This is a genomic window from Vibrio sinaloensis (assembly GCF_000808535.1).
GTDB lineage: Bacteria > Pseudomonadota > Gammaproteobacteria > Enterobacterales > Vibrionaceae > Vibrio > Vibrio sinaloensis_D.
Window position 1 is genome coordinate 625016 of record NZ_JWLV01000001.1, and the last position, 19530, is coordinate 644545.

The 19530-nt window shown below is 47.4% G+C and carries 19 protein-coding genes; 8 read left to right on the top strand and 11 right to left on the bottom strand.

The features are described from left to right. Positions 1 to 311: 311 nt before the first annotated feature. Both RJ47_RS02705 and RJ47_RS02710 read left to right on the top strand, forming a co-directional pair. Positions 312 to 1910 carry an EAL domain-containing protein gene (locus tag RJ47_RS02705; protein ID WP_052237902.1) on the top strand — a complete coding sequence of 533 codons (1599 nt, stop codon included), beginning with the start codon at positions 312 to 314 and terminating at the stop codon, positions 1908 to 1910. 160 nt (positions 1911 to 2070) lie between these two features. Beyond that, entirely contained in the window at positions 2071 to 4131 is a 2061-nt protein-coding gene (locus tag RJ47_RS02710) for an alpha-amylase (protein ID WP_156143293.1), read from the top strand. A gap of 36 nt (positions 4132 to 4167) precedes the next feature. Here RJ47_RS02710 and RJ47_RS02715 read toward each other — a convergent pair whose 3' ends face one another. Both RJ47_RS02715 and aroG read right to left on the bottom strand, forming a co-directional pair. Next, on the bottom strand, positions 4168 to 4476 hold the full coding sequence (locus RJ47_RS02715) for a hypothetical protein (protein ID WP_039481149.1): 309 nt from the start codon (positions 4474 to 4476) through the stop codon (positions 4168 to 4170). A gap of 98 nt (positions 4477 to 4574) precedes the next feature. Further along, positions 4575 to 5630: a 3-deoxy-7-phosphoheptulonate synthase AroG gene (aroG, locus tag RJ47_RS02720; protein WP_005470060.1), complete on the bottom strand. Its 1056-nt coding sequence runs from the start codon at positions 5628 to 5630 to the stop codon at positions 4575 to 4577. 304 nt (positions 5631 to 5934) lie between these two features. Between aroG and RJ47_RS02725 the strand changes: the two genes are divergently transcribed. Genes RJ47_RS02725 through RJ47_RS02740 form a run of 4 tightly spaced genes read left to right on the top strand, consistent with a single transcriptional unit; the run spans position 5935 to position 9227 of the window. Continuing rightward, positions 5935 to 6651 (top strand): amino acid ABC transporter ATP-binding protein, encoded by a 717-nt coding sequence (locus RJ47_RS02725; RefSeq protein WP_039481151.1) that lies wholly within the window; start codon positions 5935 to 5937, stop codon positions 6649 to 6651. A 2-nt stretch (positions 6652 to 6653) separates the two neighbouring features. Then, on the top strand, positions 6654 to 7448 hold the full coding sequence (locus RJ47_RS02730; protein WP_039481154.1) for an amino acid ABC transporter permease: 795 nt from the start codon (positions 6654 to 6656) through the stop codon (positions 7446 to 7448). Positions 7449 to 7457: 9 nt separating this feature from the next. Continuing rightward, positions 7458 to 8294 carry a transporter substrate-binding domain-containing protein gene (locus RJ47_RS02735; RefSeq protein WP_039481157.1) on the top strand — a complete coding sequence of 279 codons (837 nt, stop codon included), beginning with the start codon at positions 7458 to 7460 and terminating at the stop codon, positions 8292 to 8294. 21 nt (positions 8295 to 8315) lie between these two features. Further along, positions 8316 to 9227 carry an amino acid ABC transporter permease gene (locus tag RJ47_RS02740; RefSeq protein WP_039481160.1) on the top strand — a complete coding sequence of 304 codons (912 nt, stop codon included), beginning with the start codon at positions 8316 to 8318 and terminating at the stop codon, positions 9225 to 9227. Here RJ47_RS02740 and RJ47_RS02745 read toward each other — a convergent pair. From RJ47_RS02745 to RJ47_RS02765, 5 genes are all read right to left on the bottom strand, one after another. Next, positions 9215 to 9595, bottom strand: coding sequence for a VanZ family protein (locus RJ47_RS02745; protein ID WP_231565927.1), 381 nt, complete (start codon positions 9593 to 9595; stop codon positions 9215 to 9217). The two genes, RJ47_RS02740 and RJ47_RS02745, sit on opposite strands and share 13 nt — an antisense overlap. 99 nt (positions 9596 to 9694) lie before the next feature. Then, positions 9695 to 10591, bottom strand: a complete 897-nt coding sequence (cyoE, locus tag RJ47_RS02750; protein ID WP_039481163.1) for a heme o synthase — start codon at positions 10589 to 10591, stop codon at positions 9695 to 9697. Continuing rightward, positions 10588 to 11622, bottom strand: coding sequence for a COX15/CtaA family protein (locus RJ47_RS02755; RefSeq protein WP_039481166.1), 1035 nt, complete (start codon positions 11620 to 11622; stop codon positions 10588 to 10590). The genes cyoE and RJ47_RS02755 overlap by 4 nt, the downstream gene beginning before the upstream one ends. Positions 11623 to 11655: 33 nt before the next feature. Beyond that, positions 11656 to 12204, bottom strand: a complete 549-nt coding sequence (locus RJ47_RS02760; protein ID WP_039481169.1) for a hypothetical protein — start codon at positions 12202 to 12204, stop codon at positions 11656 to 11658. Beyond that, the gene (locus RJ47_RS02765; protein ID WP_331415678.1) at positions 12197 to 12886 is read right to left on the bottom strand and encodes an SURF1 family protein; all 690 of its coding nucleotides are present in this window, start codon (positions 12884 to 12886) and stop codon (positions 12197 to 12199) included. Before RJ47_RS02765 ends, RJ47_RS02760 begins: the two co-directional genes overlap by 8 nt. 49 nt (positions 12887 to 12935) lie before the next feature. Here RJ47_RS02765 and RJ47_RS02770 point away from each other — a divergent pair, with 49 nt between their 5' ends. Continuing rightward, the gene (locus RJ47_RS02770) at positions 12936 to 13175 is read left to right on the top strand and encodes a DUF2909 domain-containing protein (protein ID WP_038135052.1); all 240 of its coding nucleotides are present in this window, start codon (positions 12936 to 12938) and stop codon (positions 13173 to 13175) included. Positions 13176 to 13179: 4 nt separating this feature from the next. Here the strand turns inward: RJ47_RS02770 and RJ47_RS02775 are convergent, their stop codons facing one another. From RJ47_RS02775 to coxB, 4 genes are read right to left on the bottom strand one after another with little or no spacing between them, the layout of a single operon-like run. Next, complete coding sequence (locus RJ47_RS02775) at positions 13180 to 14064, bottom strand: cytochrome c oxidase subunit 3 (protein WP_039481173.1); 885 nt, start codon at positions 14062 to 14064, stop codon at positions 13180 to 13182. Then, a complete protein-coding gene (locus tag RJ47_RS02780; RefSeq protein ID WP_039481175.1) occupies positions 14061 to 14669 on the bottom strand; it encodes a cytochrome c oxidase assembly protein in 609 nt (202 codons plus the stop codon). The genes RJ47_RS02775 and RJ47_RS02780 overlap by 4 nt, the downstream gene beginning before the upstream one ends. A gap of 8 nt (positions 14670 to 14677) precedes the next feature. Beyond that, positions 14678 to 16330, bottom strand: a complete 1653-nt coding sequence (gene ctaD / locus RJ47_RS02785; protein ID WP_005469993.1) for a cytochrome c oxidase subunit I — start codon at positions 16328 to 16330, stop codon at positions 14678 to 14680. After that, positions 16327 to 17448: a cytochrome c oxidase subunit II gene (coxB, locus tag RJ47_RS02790; protein ID WP_419831519.1), complete on the bottom strand. Its 1122-nt coding sequence runs from the start codon at positions 17446 to 17448 to the stop codon at positions 16327 to 16329. Before coxB ends, ctaD begins: the two co-directional genes overlap by 4 nt. Positions 17449 to 17816: 368 nt before the next feature. Here coxB and RJ47_RS02795 point away from each other — a divergent pair, with 368 nt between their 5' ends. Continuing rightward, positions 17817 to 19520 carry a phospho-sugar mutase gene (locus RJ47_RS02795; protein WP_039481179.1) on the top strand — a complete coding sequence of 568 codons (1704 nt, stop codon included), beginning with the start codon at positions 17817 to 17819 and terminating at the stop codon, positions 19518 to 19520. The last annotated feature ends 10 nt before the right edge of the window (positions 19521 to 19530 follow it).

Here is a 19530-nt window from a genome sequence, read left to right on the forward strand (position 1 = left end):
GTTTATTATTTGTTTTATAAACTCATTCACCCAAAGTAACAAATTTCGACATTTTTGCGACTCATTTAACCTGATATGAGAACTATCAAACGGCTGATTTGAGTATAGCCAGTGACATATTTCTTGTAGCTTCTCTAACTTATTGAGTTATTGACAAAAATCATCCGCTGAACCATGCGTATCAAAAATGAGAATTTAGACTACAAAAACAAGCAGAATCGAAGAAATTGGCTGATTGAAAGCAAATATTCGTACATCTGAAGAAAATTAAAACCTATAGTACTTACATCGATTTAGCGATTGAGCGCGATATGAAAAAACGCAATTTTATGGTTGAAAATAGATTCAAAGAGATTTGGAGTCATTTCCCGGTGCTATTGCCGGTCACATCGATATTTGTGGGCGTTTTCTTACTCGCGGCCATCTTCAATCACCACCAATTACGCAAACATGCGCTGAACGATGGAAGCGATTCGATCAATAAACTAGAACGTTATATCGATACCATGGCGGATGATTTGCAGACGCTCGCCATCAAAGTTGGGGATGATTGCAGCGAACAAGACAAACTGGCGCTAAGGGCAAAGGTTTTCAACTCGAGAATGTTGAAAGAAATCGGCCTGTATAAAGATGGCATCGTTTACTGCACGAGCAATGAAGGCCCATCACAAATTCGGCTCTTTAACTCAACGTTGCAACGCATTGACGCCTCCCCCAAACACATCACCATTTCTCTTACCGAATCGAAAAGCAAACTAAAAACCTTTTTTATTTACTCATCTTCAGATAAGAAACGAGGCATCAACGCACTTCTTCATCCTCAGCAGTTTTTGGAACTCATTTCACCAGTATTTGAAGAGCGTAAGTATGGATACCAAATTCATGTACTCAACGAAGTCATCCAAAGCAATCAAACACAGCCCGGCTTAAAACTCTACAGTTTTTCATCCTCGCTTTACCCTTTGTCGATCAGCGTTTATCTCACCAGCGAGTCATACCAAAATCACTACTTGTCGCACATGGGTGAGACCGTCTCTATCGCCCTAGTCTTATCATTGCTCTACTTGATGATCCGATACCAAACATTAGTAAAAAGATCCGTTGAATACTCACTCGTTAATGCAATCCACCAAGAACAAATCGAACTCTACCTGCAACCTATCGTTGATATTCACTCCAGAAAAGTGGTGGGAAGTGAAGCTCTAGTGCGTTGGAACCATCCGGTACAAGGGCAGATTTCTCCGGAGCAATTTATCCCTCTCGCAGAAAAGCTAGGGATCATTGATCGCGTAACAGAATACGCGTTTAGGGAGGTCACTCGTTTTCTTAAACGCAATCCAGACTATTGTGAACATAACTACATCAGCATCAACATCAGTCGTTACCAAATCGTCAAACCTGAGTTCGTCGAATATCTGACAAACTACGCCAAGCGCCATCCAAAACTGGTCTCAAGAATACTATTGGAGCTCACAGAGAACGTTGATCTCACCTCCGAGCAACTTGATTTAGCACTCACCCATTTAACACAAATCCAATCACTCGGTTTTGAAATTGCCATTGATGATTTTGGCACTGGTTACTCGGGATTAAACCTCATTAGGCAAATGAAATTTGATGTGGTCAAAATCGACCAAGTGTTTATCAAAAGTTTGCATTCAGATTCCAATATTAAGCCGGTTTTGAAATCGATGATTCAACTCGCGACAGACTTGGGGATGAGAGTGATTGCGGAAGGCGTGGAAACCGAATATCAAATCGAACAACTCGAGCAACTTGGCGTTAAATACATCCAAGGTTTTTACTACGCCAGACCGATTAAGCCTGAAGACTTTGCAGTGTTCTACCAAATGAGCGACACCGCACACATACAAGCTCAGCCTGTTCCTAGGTGGAACGCGGATGGCTAACCCGAACAGCCTTACCTGATTTCCCCTCTCAATATGGCTTCCTACTCTGTGATAGATGGGTGATCTATCGCCCATTTTAGGGCGTAGATGGGGAGAATGATGTCGCACTTATCGGTTCCTTTTATGATTAGCTAACTATCATAAAAATAAGGACTATTACGTGAAACATTGCCATACTCTCATCGCGGCGAGTATATTGCTCGCGACAAGCACTTCGGCCTTTGCTGCGCCTAGCTTATCGGTTAGCACTACCACCACGAGCAGAGACTTTCCTTTGACCGCTTCAGAACCCCTCGTTCTGCCACTCACCAAACAACTCTACCAGCTAAAAATTTCAGATGTTGAAGGGGAATGCGAGGCGCCTGCCGAACAAAAAGTGAAGTTTCGCCGCCCTTTGCAGTTGAACTGCGGTAAAGAAACACTGCTTGACCTCAACGTTCGCTTCGCTGGTGATTACTCCTTTTCTTACGATGAAGAAAACAAAACAATCGCCATCGCGAGAGAAGCCAAAAAAAGTAAGCAAACCGTATTTAAACGCCCGATTCCCAATGTGCAGTGTGAACAATTGTCAACCGAGCCTGCAACGTTGGATCTCGCCGAAACTTATCCTGATGGCACAAAGTTAAAAGAGGCATTCAGCGGACAAGTTGTCATGGTTGAAAATGGGAAGGTCACACTTAGCCCAGCGCAAACAAGCGGGGGGCTGGTTCTCCTAGAACCGATAGAAAGCCAACCTAACGCCTTTCCATTTAGTTACAGCAACGCCAATATCTACTTTGTGATGGTGGATCGATTTAATAATGCTGACCCATCCAACGACCAAAGCTATGGCCGACAGAAAGATGGCAAACAAGAGGTGGGCACATTCCACGGTGGTGATCTAAAAGGCGTAACAGCAAAACTAGACTACATAAAAAGCTTAGGAACCGATGTGATCTGGCTGTCACCGATTGTTGAGCAAGTCCATGGGTTCGTGGGGGGCGGAGAAAAAGGCAGCTTCCCATTTTATGCCTACCACGGTTACTGGACGCGAGACTTCACCAAGATAGATGAAAACTTTGGCAACGATAATGATTTAGAAGTCTTGGTCAACGAAGCTCACAAGCGAGGCATAAAAGTTTTCCTCGATGCCGTGATCAACCACTCTGGATATTCCACATTAGCGGATCTCCAGTTCGACAACATTGATGTTGTTAACCCGCAATCACTGCCAAGCAAATGGGCACAATGGTCTCCAAATGGCAGTGAGAACTGGCATAGTTACCACCAAGCGATCAACTATCAAAGCGACAATTGGGTAAACTGGTGGGGGCCGGATTGGGTTCGAACTGGTCTGCCTGGCTACTCGAAACCGGGCTCAAGTGACATCACCATGACATTAGCAGGCCTACCCGACTTTCTCACCGAAGCCGACCAGCCCGTCACGCCGCCTCAGTGGTTACTCGATAATCCAGGAACACGAGTCACCAAAAGAGATAATTTTACCGTCTCTGATTACTTAATCAGTTGGCAATCTGACTGGGTCAAACGCTTTGGTATTGACGGTTTTCGCGTAGACACCGTCAAGCATGTTGAAGGAGATGTGTGGCGCAGACTCAAAGCGTCCGCCTCCCAGAGCCTTGAACAGTGGCGTAGAGAAAACGGTAAACAAGGCGAGCCTTTCTGGATGATGGGAGAAGTGTGGGGCCATTCGGCGTATCGCTCTCCGTACGTGGATGATGGCTTTGACGCATTGATCAACTTTGATATGCAGAAAAAACTGGATAAAGGTGCCGCATGTTTTAGCCAAATGCAGGATACCTATCAAAATTATGCTGATTCAATGCAAGAAACGCCTGATTTTACGCCGGTAAGCTACATGTCATCTCATGACACAGAGCTATTTTTCGACCGCTTCAAGTCGTTTGAAATGCAGCGCAACGCTGCCAATGCGCTCATGCTAAGTCCAGGCGCCGTTCAAGTGTACTACGGGGATGAAATCGCTCGTGAGCTTGGCCCATACGCCGATGATTTCCACCAAGGCACTCGCTCAGACATGCTGTGGAAACTCGACACCGAGCGCAAAGCCCTTTTAGAACATTGGCAAACTCTCGGCCAGTTTAGACAACGACACCCAGCCATTGGTGCCGGTCAACACAAGCTCATCCCGAATGAGTCCGCCTATGTATTTTCTCGTACCCTTGGCAACGATAAAGTCGTAGTGGGTTACTTGGGAAAATAATCTAAATAGAAAAACGAGCTCAAATGAGCTCGTTTTTTAAGGTTGGTCGTTTGGCAAAATCAAACGGGTTCGATATTCCTGATCCGCTTTTGCTTCCGCGACCATTTGAAGCACGAACAAACTCGTATTTCTTACCCCACATTTGACATCACACGGCTGTCGATATTCGATTGGCAGAGTCTCATCTTTTACGAGTATTTCATCCGAATAACTCTTTTCAGGTTGATGAAGATCTTCTTCGACCGGATTATCCAGCGAGTAGAGAAATAGCGGCGACGTTTGACTGTTCGCCCAGCTCAGCGAAGAGAACGACAGCAAGAGCAACAGGCTCACTCTAATCAACATAATTCATCCCTTCTATGATCAACTAGCGCAGTATAACCATACAGCTGTAAAAAGCAAAAAAGCTCCCGAAGGAGCTTTTGTATCGCTAAAAGGTTAGTTTACTTATTGTCTCGGCGAGCTTGGACCGAATCGGCTAATTGGCGCAACACTTTCTCAGTGTCTTCCCAGCCAATACACGCGTCAGTGATCGATTGACCGTAGTTAGGCGCAACGCCGTCCACTAGGTCTTGTCGCCCTTCAACCAAGTGAGATTCAATCATCACGCCAAAGATCGCCTCTTCACCACCGGCAATTTGGCCTGCGACATCATCACTCACTACCATTTGGCGTTGGTACTGCTTAGAGCTGTTTGCATGGCTAAAATCGATCATCACTTTTTGAGGAAGGCCAGAAGCTTCAAGCTCAGCCTTGATCGAACCAACATGATCTGCACTGTAGTTAGGCTCTTTTCCGCCACGAAGGATAATGTGGCAATCTGGGTTACCTGCGGTTTCTACAATCGCAGAGTGACCATACTTGGTAACAGATAAGAAATGGTGAGATGCACTTGCGCTGCGAATCGCGTCCGAGGCAATCTTAATATTACCGTCAGTACCATTTTTGAAACCCACTGGGCATGAAATACCCGAAGCCAGTTCACGGTGCACTTGTGATTCTGTGGTACGAGCGCCGATTGCCCCCCAACTGATTAGGTCTGCCACATACTGTGGTGTGATCATGTCGAGGAATTCACTTGCAGTTGGGAGCCCCATATCCGTCAAATCGAGAAGCAGCTTACGGCCCATACGCAGACCATCGTTGATCTTAAATGTATCGTTTAGGTAAGGGTCATTGATCAGCCCTTTCCAGCCCACTGTCGTACGTGGTTTTTCGAAATACACACGCATGACAACTTCAAGTCGGTCGCCCAATTCATCGCGTAGCACCTTTAAACGCTTGCCGTATTCAATCGCGGCTTCTGGATCGTGGATAGAACACGGACCAACGATAACAAGCAGGCGGTCATCCTCACCTTTTAAAATATTTGAAATCGCTTGGCGGGAGCGAAACGTGGTTGAAGAGGCGGTTTCTGTTGCTGGAAACTTCTCTAAAACAGCAACTGGTGGTAATAATTCTTTTACTTTGCTGATTCGTACATCATCTGTCTGGAACATTGCTACTACTTCCTATTTCTCTTGGCGTGAGCGCCAGCATCCAACGGGTTGATGCATAATTGCTCAACGTGTTTTTCCTGTTCCTTGTAACTTATCTATCAAAAACCAAGGTTGCAACCACTATTTTCATCAAAAGGCAATATTTCCACCAATTTTACACTTTACGATTAGTGTAAAAATTAGATTACACCCGGTAATTTGCGGTTAAAATCCACGATTTAGCGGCAGATATTCGCTATGTGTGATGCAATATCCGATTGATATTGCTATGGTAATACCACTATAAAAACAACGCAGTATCGTCATGACCGCGATTAATTTTTCGAATGTCAGCAAATGGTATGGGCAATTCCAAGCCCTAAAAAACATCCAACTCTCGGTATCCAAGGGAGAGATTCTGGTGATCTGTGGCCCTTCTGGATCCGGTAAGTCCACCCTGATACGAACAGTCAATGGGCTAGAAAGCGTATCGGAAGGCGAGATCTCTGTTCTCGGTTCATCCATTGATCAAGTCCCACCTGGAAAAGTGGGTATGGTGTTCCAACACTTTAATCTCTTTCCTCATTTAACTGTGTTAGAGAACTTAACACTGGCCCCTGTTCGAACCCTCAAGCTCTCTAAGCTCGAAGCCCAACAACGAGCAATGCATTACTTAGAGCGGGTCAACATCGCTGAGCAAGCATCTAAATACCCAATCCAACTTTCAGGGGGGCAACAACAGCGTGTCGCTATCGCCCGTTCTTTGTGCATGCAACCAGAAATTTTACTGTTCGATGAACCAACATCAGCCCTAGACCCTGAAACGATTCAGGAAGTCCTTGATGTAATGATCGACCTTGCCAACGACGGCATCACAATGATGTGCGTGACCCACGAGATGGGTTTCGCGAGAAAAGTCGCCCATCGAGTGATCTTTATGGACAAAGGTGAAGTACTAGAAAGCGCTCCTCCTGAGCAGTTGTTTACCGCGCCGTCTCATCCACGAACAAAGCAGTTTCTCACCCAAATACTCAGTCATTAATCATGGTTAACATATTTAAACCCGTTTTTTCCGCCATTTTTCAGATATTGCTGCTCGCTGCGGGACTATGGTGGCTGTTGGATTCAGGTGCCAAGACGATGGGCTACCAATGGCAATGGGACCGAGTACCTGACTACATTGCCTTTTATGAAGAGGGAGAATGGTGGCCTGCTGAGCTTATTGAAGGCCTGTTTGTCACCATAAAAATATCGTTAATCAGCCTACTTATTACCTTAGTGATTGGGTTAACCACCGCTTTGCTAAAACTGTCCAACTCGGTTGTCGGGCGTGCGCTAGCGACTGGCTACATTGAACTGATCCGCAACACTCCATTGCTGGTACAGATCTATCTGCTCTATTTTGTCTTTGGTCCTGTGATTGGCTTAGACCGTTTTGCAACAGCGGTACTCGCTTTGTCCCTCTTTCAAGGTGCTTACACGGCCGAGATTTTCCGCGGTGGCTTGAATAGTATATCGAAAGGCCAGTTTGAAGCGGCCAAGTCATTGGGGCTCAATCCGTTTCATACCTACTATGATGTTATCTTGCCTCAGTTGCTGCAAAGGACGCTGCCGCCTTTGACCAACGAAGTGGTATCGTTGGTCAAAAATTCCTCCATTGTATCTGTGATGGCGATTTTTGATCTCACTACGGAGGGGAGAAATATCGTCGCTGAAACTGCGATGCCATTTGAAATTTGGTTCACCGTCGCAGCGATTTATCTGCTGCTCACCCTGTCATTGTCCGCTTTGTCTGCTCTCCTTGAGCACAAATTGGGCGCTAGTTGGCGAACACAATAAGGAACAACCATGAAAACGTTAGGAAAGTTCGTATCGAAAAAGAGTTTCAAGCGTGCCATTACCGCATTGCTTGGATTGGCGATTGCACTGCCTTCTATGGCGAGTGACACGCCCAACATCGATAAAATCAATGAGCGCGGTACATTGCACGTTGGTATGTCAACATTTGTCCCTTGGGCTATGCGCAACACTCAAGGTGAATTGATTGGCTTTGAAATCGATGTTGCCAAGCGCCTTGCCGCAGACTCTGGCTGGAAAGTCGAGTTCGTACCTACTGCGTGGGATGGCATTATTCCCGCTCTATTGGCACAGAAGTTCGATGTCATTATCGGCGGAATGAGCGTCACGCCAGAGCGTTCAAAAAGCGTGTTGTTTTCGACGCCATACTCGCACTCAGGGGTTCAAGTAGCCGCGAACACAGAACTCGCAGCCGGATTTACAGAGTTCAGTGACTTCGACTCTCGCCGCGTAAAAATAGCCGCCAGACGCGGGGCATTTACCGTTCAAGTGGCTAGAGAAACGTTCCCGAAAGCAAAAATCCTTCAATTTGATGACGACGCACAAGCATTCCAAGAAGTCCTCAATGGCAACGCACACGCGGTGATCGCCTCGAGTCCGAAACCAGAGCATGAAGCGGTCAAACATGCCGATAAACTGTTTATTCCTTTCTCAGAGCGTTTGTCTAAAGGCAATGAAGCCTTTGCAGTTCGTTTAGGGGAAGAGGATAAAAAAGCCTTTTTCGATGAGTGGATCAACGCCAGAACTCAAGATGGTTGGTTAAACGAGCGCTATGAGTACTGGTTCTCCACACTAGATTGGCAAAACCAAGTCGCAAACGGTCAATAAACATAACGAAGTGGTAGTAAAGTGAGTAATGTACAATCCGCATCTGCACCCGTTGTTGCAGCAAGCAAATTCAAGTTCAATAAGCTAGACGTCACTCTATTGTTTGGCTTAGCGCTTCTTGTTGGCTGGCTCTACTACCGCTCTTCAATTGGCGTTAACTACCATTGGCGATGGCAACAAGCCTTTGACCTCATTTTTACCGCTCGGTCCGATGGCTCACTGCCCTACTTTTTTCAAGGTTTGGTCGCGACACTGCGCCTAAGTATTTGGGGAGGTGTACTCGCCTTCACCCTAGGGACATTACTTGGTATCGGTAGGCAATCGCGGTTTACCCTCATCCGTCAGCCTATCAATATTTTCATCCAGTTAGTTCGCAACATTCCGCCATTGGTGTTTGTGTTTATTTTCTATTTCTTTATCTCAAACCAATTAATCCCTTTATTAGGTCTAGGAGAAATACTCAGAAACCATTCCGGTGACATTACCTCACTGCAATCTCTGTTGTTTGGTCCCGCAGCGCTGTGGGAAAACTTGCTTTCTGGCGTGCTTTGCATTGGTATTCTGTCTTCGGCTTACGTAGCAGAGATCGTCCGCTCAGGTTTAGCCAGCGTTGAAAAAGGTCAATGGGAGGCCGCAGAATCACTGGGTTTATCCACTTGGGTGAAGTATCGCTATGTGATTGCGCCGCAAGTGCTTGTCACGATAACGCCAGCATTGGCAGGACAGGCGATTTCGCTGATTAAAGACACGTCGATTGTGTCCCTAATTTCGATTCAAGAAATGACGTTTGTCGGCACCGAGATGGCGAACTCGTCTGGGTTAATTTTTGAAATTTGGTTGATTGTCGGCCTAACGTATTTGACGATTTGCTTAGCCCTTTCCATGCTCTTTAAAAAGCTAGAAAGTCATATTCTGCGCCATCAGCGCAAGTAAGCAGGGTAACGAAAGCCCATGTAACAAAGATAAGTAAGGCTACCAATCGTGACACCACTGATATTGATCGCCAAGTCACTGTAAGAAAACTGTCGAAGCGGGAAATACATCTGCGAAAACTCATCGATCGTGACAGCTATAAGCAGCAACCCGACCCAAGGTGAGATTGGAACGCTTGAGTATTGATAGAAGCTTTTGGGGGTTGCCCAAGATGCAAAAAAACCCAGCGTTGTGGCTACGATAAGGTGCATTGCCCAATCGCCGCCCACCAGTGTTTCCATACCAGCAACAATGTGACCGTAAATATCAAACGATTTAGCCAAGGATGCAGAGCCACCGATAGCGACTAACGCTACCCACAATAGCAATCTTTTCCCAAACAAATCTGACAACGACAACATAGATTTCAACTCAACTCCTATAAGGGCTGCAAAGATTAACCTATGTTGTACCGTGTGAACAGTCAGTTAGGTTAAATAATGGTCAAATAACAGTAAGACAAACAGTGCCATTAAATGGTAGATCGAGAATTTGAAAGTTTCGATAGCTGAACCTTCATTCGGGTTAAATTTTAGTTTCCAAGCGTAACCAATAAACCCTAGGCTAAGAAATACCGATCCTATCCAGTAAATCGTGCCGCTCATTCCTACCAAGGCAGGCATCAAACAGACCAACGCCAGAAGAATGGTATACAGCAAGATAGACGTTTTCGTGTACTCCACACCATGTGTGACTGGCAGCATTGGAATGTCGGCTTTTGCATAGTCCTCTTTGCGGTGCACAGCGAGCGCCCAAAAGTGAGGAGGAGTCCAAATGAAAATAATCATCACAAGTAACCACGCGTGAGCATGTAACTCTCCGGTGACGGCAGTCCAGCCCAATAGTGGAGGCATCGCACCGGCAATACCTGCGATGACAATATTTTGTGGCGTCGCTCTTTTTAGGTACATGGTATAGATCACCGCATAGCCAACCAAACTGGCGAACGTTAGCCAAGCGGTCAGTGGATTGACCAACGCATAAAGAATCACGAAGCCAATCAAGCCAATACTGGTCGCAAACATCATCACATGACTGGCTTTGATGTCACCAGACGGCAGCGGGCGCTTATAGGTCCGTGCCATGATTGAGTCGATTCGTCGGTCGATGAGATGATTATAGGCGGCCGCTGACCCCGCCATCAACGCAATTCCGATCAGTCCAAATGAGGCTTGTTGAAAAGGCAACGCGTCCGGCACCGCGAGGCACATTCCAACCAATGCTGTCAGAAGCATGAGTGCAACCACTTTGGGCTTAGTTAGAGTAAGATACACATGCCAGTTGGCGCGAGACGGCGCTCGTGTGTAGTTAATCGTTTTACTCATCGTACACCTTCCTTATCTAACAATTCAGAGTGGGTTACTCGACTGGTCGAACGGTCAAACAACACATAGTTGGCTCTGAGTACTGCAACCAGCAGCAGTGCCGCCCCCAAGTTGTGCGCAACAGCCACGACCAACGGCAGGCTAAACACCACGTTGCTAATGCCAAGAAGCAGTTGCAGCGTAAGCAATGCCACCAGCCAAACTGCAGTTCTAACCAATACTTTGCTTTTTGCTGAGAGCAGTTGAAACGCCAAGGCAATCACCACAAGCGTCGTCAGTATTGCGCCAAATCTATGGGTCACATGAATTGTCATTCTGGCTCCGTAATCAAGAGTGCCAAACTCGTAGCTTTCGTGTTGGGGTTGAATCAGCTCAAACGCGGTAGAGAAATCGAGATAGCTTGTCCAATCCCCCTGACAAATCGGCAAGCTCGTACACATCAAGGCGGCATAATTTGACGACGTCCACCCTCCCAAGGCAATTTGCAAAACCACAACGACTAGGGCGAGTGCTGCCAGTCCCTTCGCGCCTTTCGGGATAGACAAAACCGCTGTCGACGGCGTCGATTTATCTTTGAGTCGCCAATAGAGTATCGCCAGCAAACAAAATAACGAGAACCCGCCAAGCAAGTGCCCCATCACAACAATGGGCATCAACTTCATCGTCACTGTCCACATACCGAGCAATGCCTGAAATACCACGACCAACGAGAGCGTCAGTGGCAAGCCAATCCCTAAACTCTTTTCTCGAATACACCGAAACGAAATAAGGAAAATGATCAACCCGAGCGTGCCTGCAAAATAGCGGTGAATCATCTCAAGCCAAGCCTTGTTTGCTTCAATGGTCAGTGAAGGGTACAAAGTTTTAGCCAATGCGATCTCATGGTGCTCATTCGGCACAGTCAGGTGACCATAGCAACCGGGCCAATCCGGACAGCCCAATCCAGCATCTGCGAGTCTTGTATAGGCGCCAAGCATAATCACGACAAAGGTTAACGCCAAACTAAGCCGCACTAAATTCATCAATTTCATCAACGTGCTCCCTGTCTTAAATCGTTTGAACGCTTACCCTACTCGCGATAGTTTGAGCAGCTTGCGTAAATCGGCCAACACATCCTTGCTTTGTTGGACCAAGTCACTTTCTGCTTTCACTTTTGGATAACGCATGACTAATTGCCCTAGAGGGTCAACAATCACATACTCAAATCCTGAGACCAAGTGGTCCAAATTACCGCTTACATTAACCACGCTAAATTGCTCGGCGACCTCTGGCATCACCTCATTGTCCGAGCGAACCAGCAATACCGGAGAAACCCGACCTTGGTACTTGCCAAGCGCGGTATGACTTTGCCCCAATAGATAGAGTTGCTGCTGGCAAAATGCCTCACAGCGACTCGGCATCACATAGGCCAACTGCCACTGACTTCCAGCATAGGGGTTATCGATGCCGAGAGTTTGGTAACTGACACTTGGCTCAATCAACACGCCTCGATTGGTCACCCCAGACTGATACCAATGATTGGTTAACACTGTCTTGGCCAAAATTGCAGGCAATGCGAACATCAGCACTAATGTGAGAAATATGATTCTTCCTCGCCACACTGGATTACTCATGCGCCACTCCTTTATTTATCGCTCTCACGAACACCCAACCACTTAACCCAAGCAGTGCCGCTGCCATCGCAAACCACTGCACTGCATAGCCAATGTGCTTTGATGATGTCATTGGTACGGGCTGCCATGGTTGAGGATACGTCCAATCTTCAACTTGGGGCTGAAATACATAAGGCTCTAACGGCTGCTGCCACTCTTCGGCCAATCGTTCCAAGTTGAGATTTTGAATCCTGACCACTGGTCCTGGCTCAGCAAGCAGCTGGTCACTCAAAGGGTTGTTCGAACGTTGATACAAGCGTCCTGTCACCTCGATGGGTTGATTTAACCACTCAACCCTAGGCAACACTGAGCGGCTCTCCGCTGCTGGTACAAATCCTCGTTCGAGTAACACTCCTTTCCCCTGCTCATTTATCATCAACTGCATCGCCAGATAGCCAACTTGTCCCTGATAGGTTTGGTTATCCAGTAGCAGATACTTCCCGCTCACTGGCGTAAGACGAGCCTTGACCTTAATGCCAGTCAAATACCCCTTCGTCTGGGATTCCAACTCACTCATCGATATCGGCTGAGAAAATTCTCGGCTGCTAAGGTATTGCTCCATCGCCAGTTTCTCGTCTGCGCGCCCTAACTGCCACAAACCCAAGTTGATCAATAGCGAAAAGACAACCAAAGTTAATATCAAAGCTAACCAAAAAGTTGGTCTCTTTACTAAAAAGCCTAAGGACAACCTCATGGTATTTCTTTTCAAATTGCTGCTTGTGGTGTTATTGCTGTTCATTATTTTCAACCTAGCTCGCGCAATGATCGAGATGGTCAAAGGACCACAACAAGACGACGAAGATACTCAGCAACCCGACAAACCAATGAGCTTCTACCTTGGTCGTCGTGTGTTTCTTTCTGCATTGGCCGTCGTCCTTATGGTTGCCGCATTGCTTAGCGGTTTTATCGACCCAAACGTGCGCCCCTACTAGCGGTCTAGAGCACGTAAACAAAGACAAACAGGCATAACCAAACCACATCAACAAAGTGCCAGTACCAGCTGCCCGCTTGGAACGCAAAGTGATCTTTCGGCGTAAAGTGGTCTTTCGCAATCCGAGCAAGTAAAACAATTAGGAAGGTGGTACCAAGCAGCACGTGCATGCCATGGAAACCCGTCAGCAAGAAAAAGGTATTACCGTAGATCCCCGATTGAAGCGTGAGACCTAGATCTTGATAGGCATGAGCATATTCGACGCCTTGGTAATACAAAAAGAAGCACGCCAACACTATGGTGATCTCAAGCCACACAATCAGCGCCATCCGTTTATTTTGCTCCAAGTTGGTATGCGCAAGGTGCAGGGTTATCGAAGAAGTCAGCAGAATTAGCGTATTAATAAGAGGGATCCCTTGCCAGCCCATGGCCTGCGTTTCAGTGCCCCCTGGCGTTGTCGTCAAAGGCCAAAGCGCTTCAAAGGTTGGCCAAAGCACTTCATGGGTCATCGCATTGTTACTGGCACCACCTAACCACGGGACGGCTATCACGCGGGCATACAACAAAGCACCAAAAAATGCGCCAAAGAACATGATCTCAGAGAAAATAAACCAGCTCATGCCTTGTCGAAATGAGCGCGAGATTTGCTCTGAGTATTGACCGCTCATCGATTCGGTAATCACATTACTAAACCAACCCGCAAACATGTACAGCAAGAAAAGAAATCCCGCCAACAAGATAAGTTTGCCAAACACGCTGCCATCGCCACCCTCGGCCATGTTTTGCACCGTTAGCCCTGCCCCGACCGCGATCAGAAACAGGGCAACCGCGCCGACAATGGGCCAACTACTCTGAGCGGGAACATAGTAAGGTTGATGTTTTGAGCTCATTGGGCTGCTCCTTGCTTTGGTCTTGAGGATATTGAGGACGTGGCAGTTAATGACGCCACTTCTAACGAAGCGTCTACAGACTGAGTAATGTCATACAAGGTATAAGAGAGAGTAAGCGTGTGGATCGAATCGGGAATATCAGGCTCGATATAAAAGATCAGTGGCATTTCGGCGCTGTCTTGACTCGCCAATGGTTGCTGATTAAAACAAAAACACTCGATCTTATTGAAATAGGTTGCGCCTAATCCTGGGGACACGGAAGGCACCGCTTGGCCAACAATCTCTTTCGCGGCGAGATTTTTTGCCACAAACGCTGTTTGTATGACTTCACCAGGGTGGACATCCATATAGGCTTGCTTTGGCCCAAACTGCCATGGGATCCCTTGATTTAAATGAGCCATAAACTCCACGCGAACCACGCGGGAGGTATCCGCGACCATCCCTTGAGGCTGAAGAACAGATTCTGTGTTGGTTTTGCCGTTGATGCCAAGCGCATCACACATCACATCATAAAGAGGCACCAGCGCAAAGCCGAAGCCAAACATCGCCATGGTTGCCACTAGCAGCTTCAGCGACAGTTTTTGATTCGACTTCGCTTGGCTCATAACGCCCCCTAATCCACTTTTGGTGGCGTATCAAAGGTATGATGAGGCGCAGGGCTCGGCACGGTCCACTCAAGTCCTTCCGCCCTTTCCCACACTTTGGCTGGCGCTTTTTCTCCGCCGCGAATGCATTTGATCACCAACCAGAGGAAAATCAGCTGTGATAGACCAAAAGCAAAACCGCCGATGGAGACAATCTGGTTTACGTCAGCAAACTGAATCGCATAGTCTGGAATTCGGCGTGGCATGCCCGCCAAACCCAAGAAGTGCATCGGGAAAAACAGCACATTGACCGAAATAACCGAGCACCAGAAATGCCACAAACTCAACTTATGGTCATACATGTGTCCCGTCCACTTTGGCAACCAGTAGTAAGCGGCCGCCATAATCGAGAATACGGCCCCAGAGACCAACACATAATGGAAATGGGCCACCACAAAATAGGTATCGTGGTATTGGAAGTCCGCAGGGACAATCGCCAACATAAGCCCAGAGAATCCACCGATGGTAAACAAGATAATGAACGCAATGGCAAATAGCATCGGGGTCTCAAACGTCATTGCACCTCGCCACATGGTGGCTACCCAGTTAAACACTTTCACGCCTGTCGGCACCGCAATCAACATGGTGCAATACATAAAGAACAGCTCTGCAAACACCGGCATACCCGTGGTAAACATATGGTGCGCCCAGACCAAGAATGAGAGCAGCGCGATGCTGCAAGTCGCATAGACCATCGAATGATAGCCAAACAGTTTTTTACCACTAAATGCAGGAATAATCGCGGAGATAATGCCAAACGATGGCAAGATCATGATGTACACCTCTGGATGGCCAAAGAACCAGAAAATGTGCTGGAACATCACAGGGTCGCCCCCACCAGCCGCATCAAAAAACGAAGTGCCGAAGTATTTGTCAGTCAACACCATGGTCACCGCCCCAGCGAGCACGGGCATCACAGCGATAAGCAAAAACGCGGTGATCAACCAAGTCCAAACGAACATTGGCATTTTGAACCAAGTCATCCCAGGGGCGCGCATGTTGACGATGGTAACAATCACATTGATCGCTCCCATGATCGAGCTAATCCCCATGATATGTACCGAGAATACAAACAGGGCTGTGCTGTCTGGACCATACGTGGTGGACAGTGGCGCATAGAAAGTCCAACCAAAATCAGGGCCTCCGCCTTCGGTAAACAGCGACGCAATAAGAATCAAAAACGCAAAGGGAAGAATCCAAAAACTGAGGTTGTTCATGCGAGGCAAAGCCATATCTGGCGCCCCTATCATCATTGGAATCATCCAGTTTGCCAAACCAGTAAAGGCCGGCATAACGGCACCAAATACCATGATCAAGCCGTGAACGGTCGTCATTTGGTTGAAGAACTGAGGATCCACCAATTGCAAGCCTGGCTGGAACAATTCGGCACGAATGATCATCGCCATCGCGCCTCCGGTCAAAAACATGATGAAGCTAAACCACAGGTAAAGCGTCCCGATGTCTTTGTGGTTTGTGGAATAGAGCCAACGCGTTATCCCTTTAGCAGGCCCATGATGATCGTGCTCTTCAACGACAATCGCACTGTTCGCTCGGCTGATCTCCGCGTCGGCTGCTGGAGCAGATTTGATCTGTTCTGATAACTCAGGTTTGGGCGTTTTCATTGTGCCTCCTCAGATGCGCCAGATTGCGCCGCTTTGAATGCGTTCACGTCAGCAGCTTGTACCACATCACCCGCGTTGTTACCCAAACCGTTTCTTTGGTAGGTGACAACCGCAGCGATTTCTTTATCTGTCAACTGATTGGCAAACGCCTGCATCGCCGTGCCTGCGCGGCCATTAACAATCACATCAATGTGTTCGCTGATGTCTCCAGTTGCGACTGCACTGCCGGTAATCGCAGGGAATGCACCCGGAATACCCGCACCATTTGCTTGGTGACACACAGCACAACGGTCAACATAGACTTGCATACCAATGTCGATCAGTTCTTGCTTTGAGAGCGTCGCAGTCAATGACGCCGCAGCCTCTTGCTTCGCTTGTTCGATTTCCGCTTTCTTATCCGCAAGCCATTGGTCGTACTGCGTTTCTTCCATAGCGTGCACCACGATAGGCATAAAGCCATGTGCTCGACCACAAAGCTCTGCGCACTGGCCTCGATAAATGCCGGGCTCATCAATTCGCGTCCATGCTTCATTAATAAAACCGGGAATGGTGTCTTTTTTGACTGCGAAATCGGGCACCCACCAAGAATGAATAACATCGTCCGACGTCATCAAAAAACGGACTTTACGATTGATGGGGAGGACTAAGGGGTTATCGACTTCCAGAAGGTAATGGGCTCCCTTCTCTTCGAGTCCGTCGATGGACTTTTGACTGGTTGCCAACAGGCTAAAAAATTCGACATCTTCATTGAAGTAACTGTAATGCCACTTCCATTGTGAGCCGGTAATCTTCACCGTAAGGTCCGATTGCGAGGTATCTTCCATTGCAACGAGAGTCTTCGTTGCGGGGATCGCCATCAGGACCAAAATGATGATCGGAATCACCGTCCAAATCACTTCCACCTTGGTGCTTTCATGGAAATTAGCCGCCACCGCCCCTTTCGATTTACGATGGTGATACATGGAATAGAACATAATGCCAAACACAACGACGGCAATCGCAACGCAGATGTAAAAAATCAGCATATGCAAATCGTAAACTTGGCCGCTAATGTCCGTCACACCTTGCGTCATGTTGAAGGTGTTTTCTTCAGCCAGGGTCGTTGCCACGAAGCTCATGTATGTAGCAAGGCCAATACAGACCGATTTGAACAATCGCCACACTGTAACCTGTATTCCTTTCAAAAGACCTCTCCTCTGCCTTAACCACCCGTTAGATGGCTGCTTTGAGGCTCCGTAGCAAAAAAGTCCAACTGAGCCTGCGGGCTTTGAAAATTCCGTTTAAACAGCAAAATTGACGTAATTTGTTATATTTATGTTAATAAAAGCTAGTTGGCGTTTTTCGATTGTGCAAGAAAGTGCTAATCCCTTTTAATAGGACTTCTGTGCAGTTTAGCGATTGCGCTATCACAAATGATAATCGTTATCACTCATAATCTCCCAAATGTCATACACTTGGGATAACGATTAAGAAAGGTAAAGAAACTATGATGGAACAAGTCACGCATTGGTTAGAAAAAGATCCTGATCCTCGTACCCGAGAAGAGCTTCAACACCTGATTGATGAAAAGCAGTTTGATGAGCTTGATGATCGCTTCAGCCAACGTTTAGAGTTCGGAACGGCAGGTCTACGCGGCAAAGTCGGGTGTGGGCCTAATCGGATGAACCGCTTAGTCATTCAAGAAACTGCAACCGGACTTGGTCATTACTTGATTGAACAAGTTGAGAATGCAAAAGAGCGCGGCGTTGTGATCGGTTACGACGGTCGCCCTGACTCAAAACAGTTTTCTCATGATACCGCTGCCGTTTTGACCTCGCTAGGTATCAAGGTTTACTTGACTCACGATGTTGCCGCCACCCCTATCGTTGCGTTCGGCGTTCGTCACTTTAACGCGGCAGCGGCCGTGGTGGTAACGGCCAGTCACAACCCACCTGAGTACAACGGTTTTAAGGTATACTGGGAAAATGGCGCGCAGATTATTCCGCCTCACGATTCTGGTATCGCAAAAGAGATTGATATTGCCGCAACAAAACCCGTGCCTCTAATGTGTCTTGACGATGCACAAGCGCATCAACGGCTCGTTTGGCTCAAAGAGGATTACTACCAAACCTATCGCCAGACCATGAACAGCAATGCACTGCTGTCTAACCACAATGCCCCTGAAGCGGTCGGCATCGCTTATACTGCGATGCATGGCGTCGGTGCTGAGATGGCAGAAACATTGCTCGCTGATGCAGGCTTCACCAAGGTTTACAGTGTAAAAGAGCAACGTGAACCAGACGGTTCTTTCCCAACGGTCAACTTCCCTAACCCAGAAGAAGCCGGTGCAATGGACATGGTTGTCGCGCTGGCAAAAGCCAACGATGCCGATATTGCCTGCGCCAACGACCCTGATGCGGACCGCTTTGCTGTCTCGGTGAAAAAGCCAAATGGCGAGTATCAAATGCTGACAGGCGATCAAGTCGGTTCACTGTTCGGCCACTACTTGCTGTCTAAAACAGAGGCAAGCGGGCAACTGGTGGGCAACACGATTGTTTCATCAACACTTTTGCAAAAGATCGCTCACTCTTTTGGCGCCGAATACTATCAAACGTTAACTGGCTTTAAATGGCTGACCAATATCGCGATGCAAAAGCAAACACAAGACAAGCAGTTCTTGTTCGCCTATGAGGAAGCATTGGGCTATACCGTGGGTAACAAGGTCTGGGATAAAGATGGTCTTTCTGCTTTAGTGGCGTTTGCTCAACTGACAGCGGAACTAAAAGCGCAAGGCAAAACGATTTGGGATCAGCTAGAGTCGATTTATCGTCAACACGGTATGGTCATCAATGCCCAGCACAGCACCGCTTTGGATCCGAAAGCGCCACCAGTGGGCGACAAACTGCGCGCCAATCAACCGACTCAAATTGCCGGTCGACAGGTCGAAGTATTAGAAGATCTTAAAACACTAACCCGCACTCACGTGAGCGGCACGGTTGAGAGCATCGATTTACCTGCCAGTGACGTGCTTATCTACCATCTTTCTGGCGGTGCTCGAGTGATTGTTCGACCTTCAGGAACCGAGCCAAAACTCAAGTGTTACTACGAAGTGGTGGAAGAGTTCTCGAGCCAAGAGTCTTTTGAGCAAGCCTACGAAAAAGCAGACCTTGCGATGGACATGCTTATCGCCGAGCACCAACACACGCTCTAAATAAACCAAG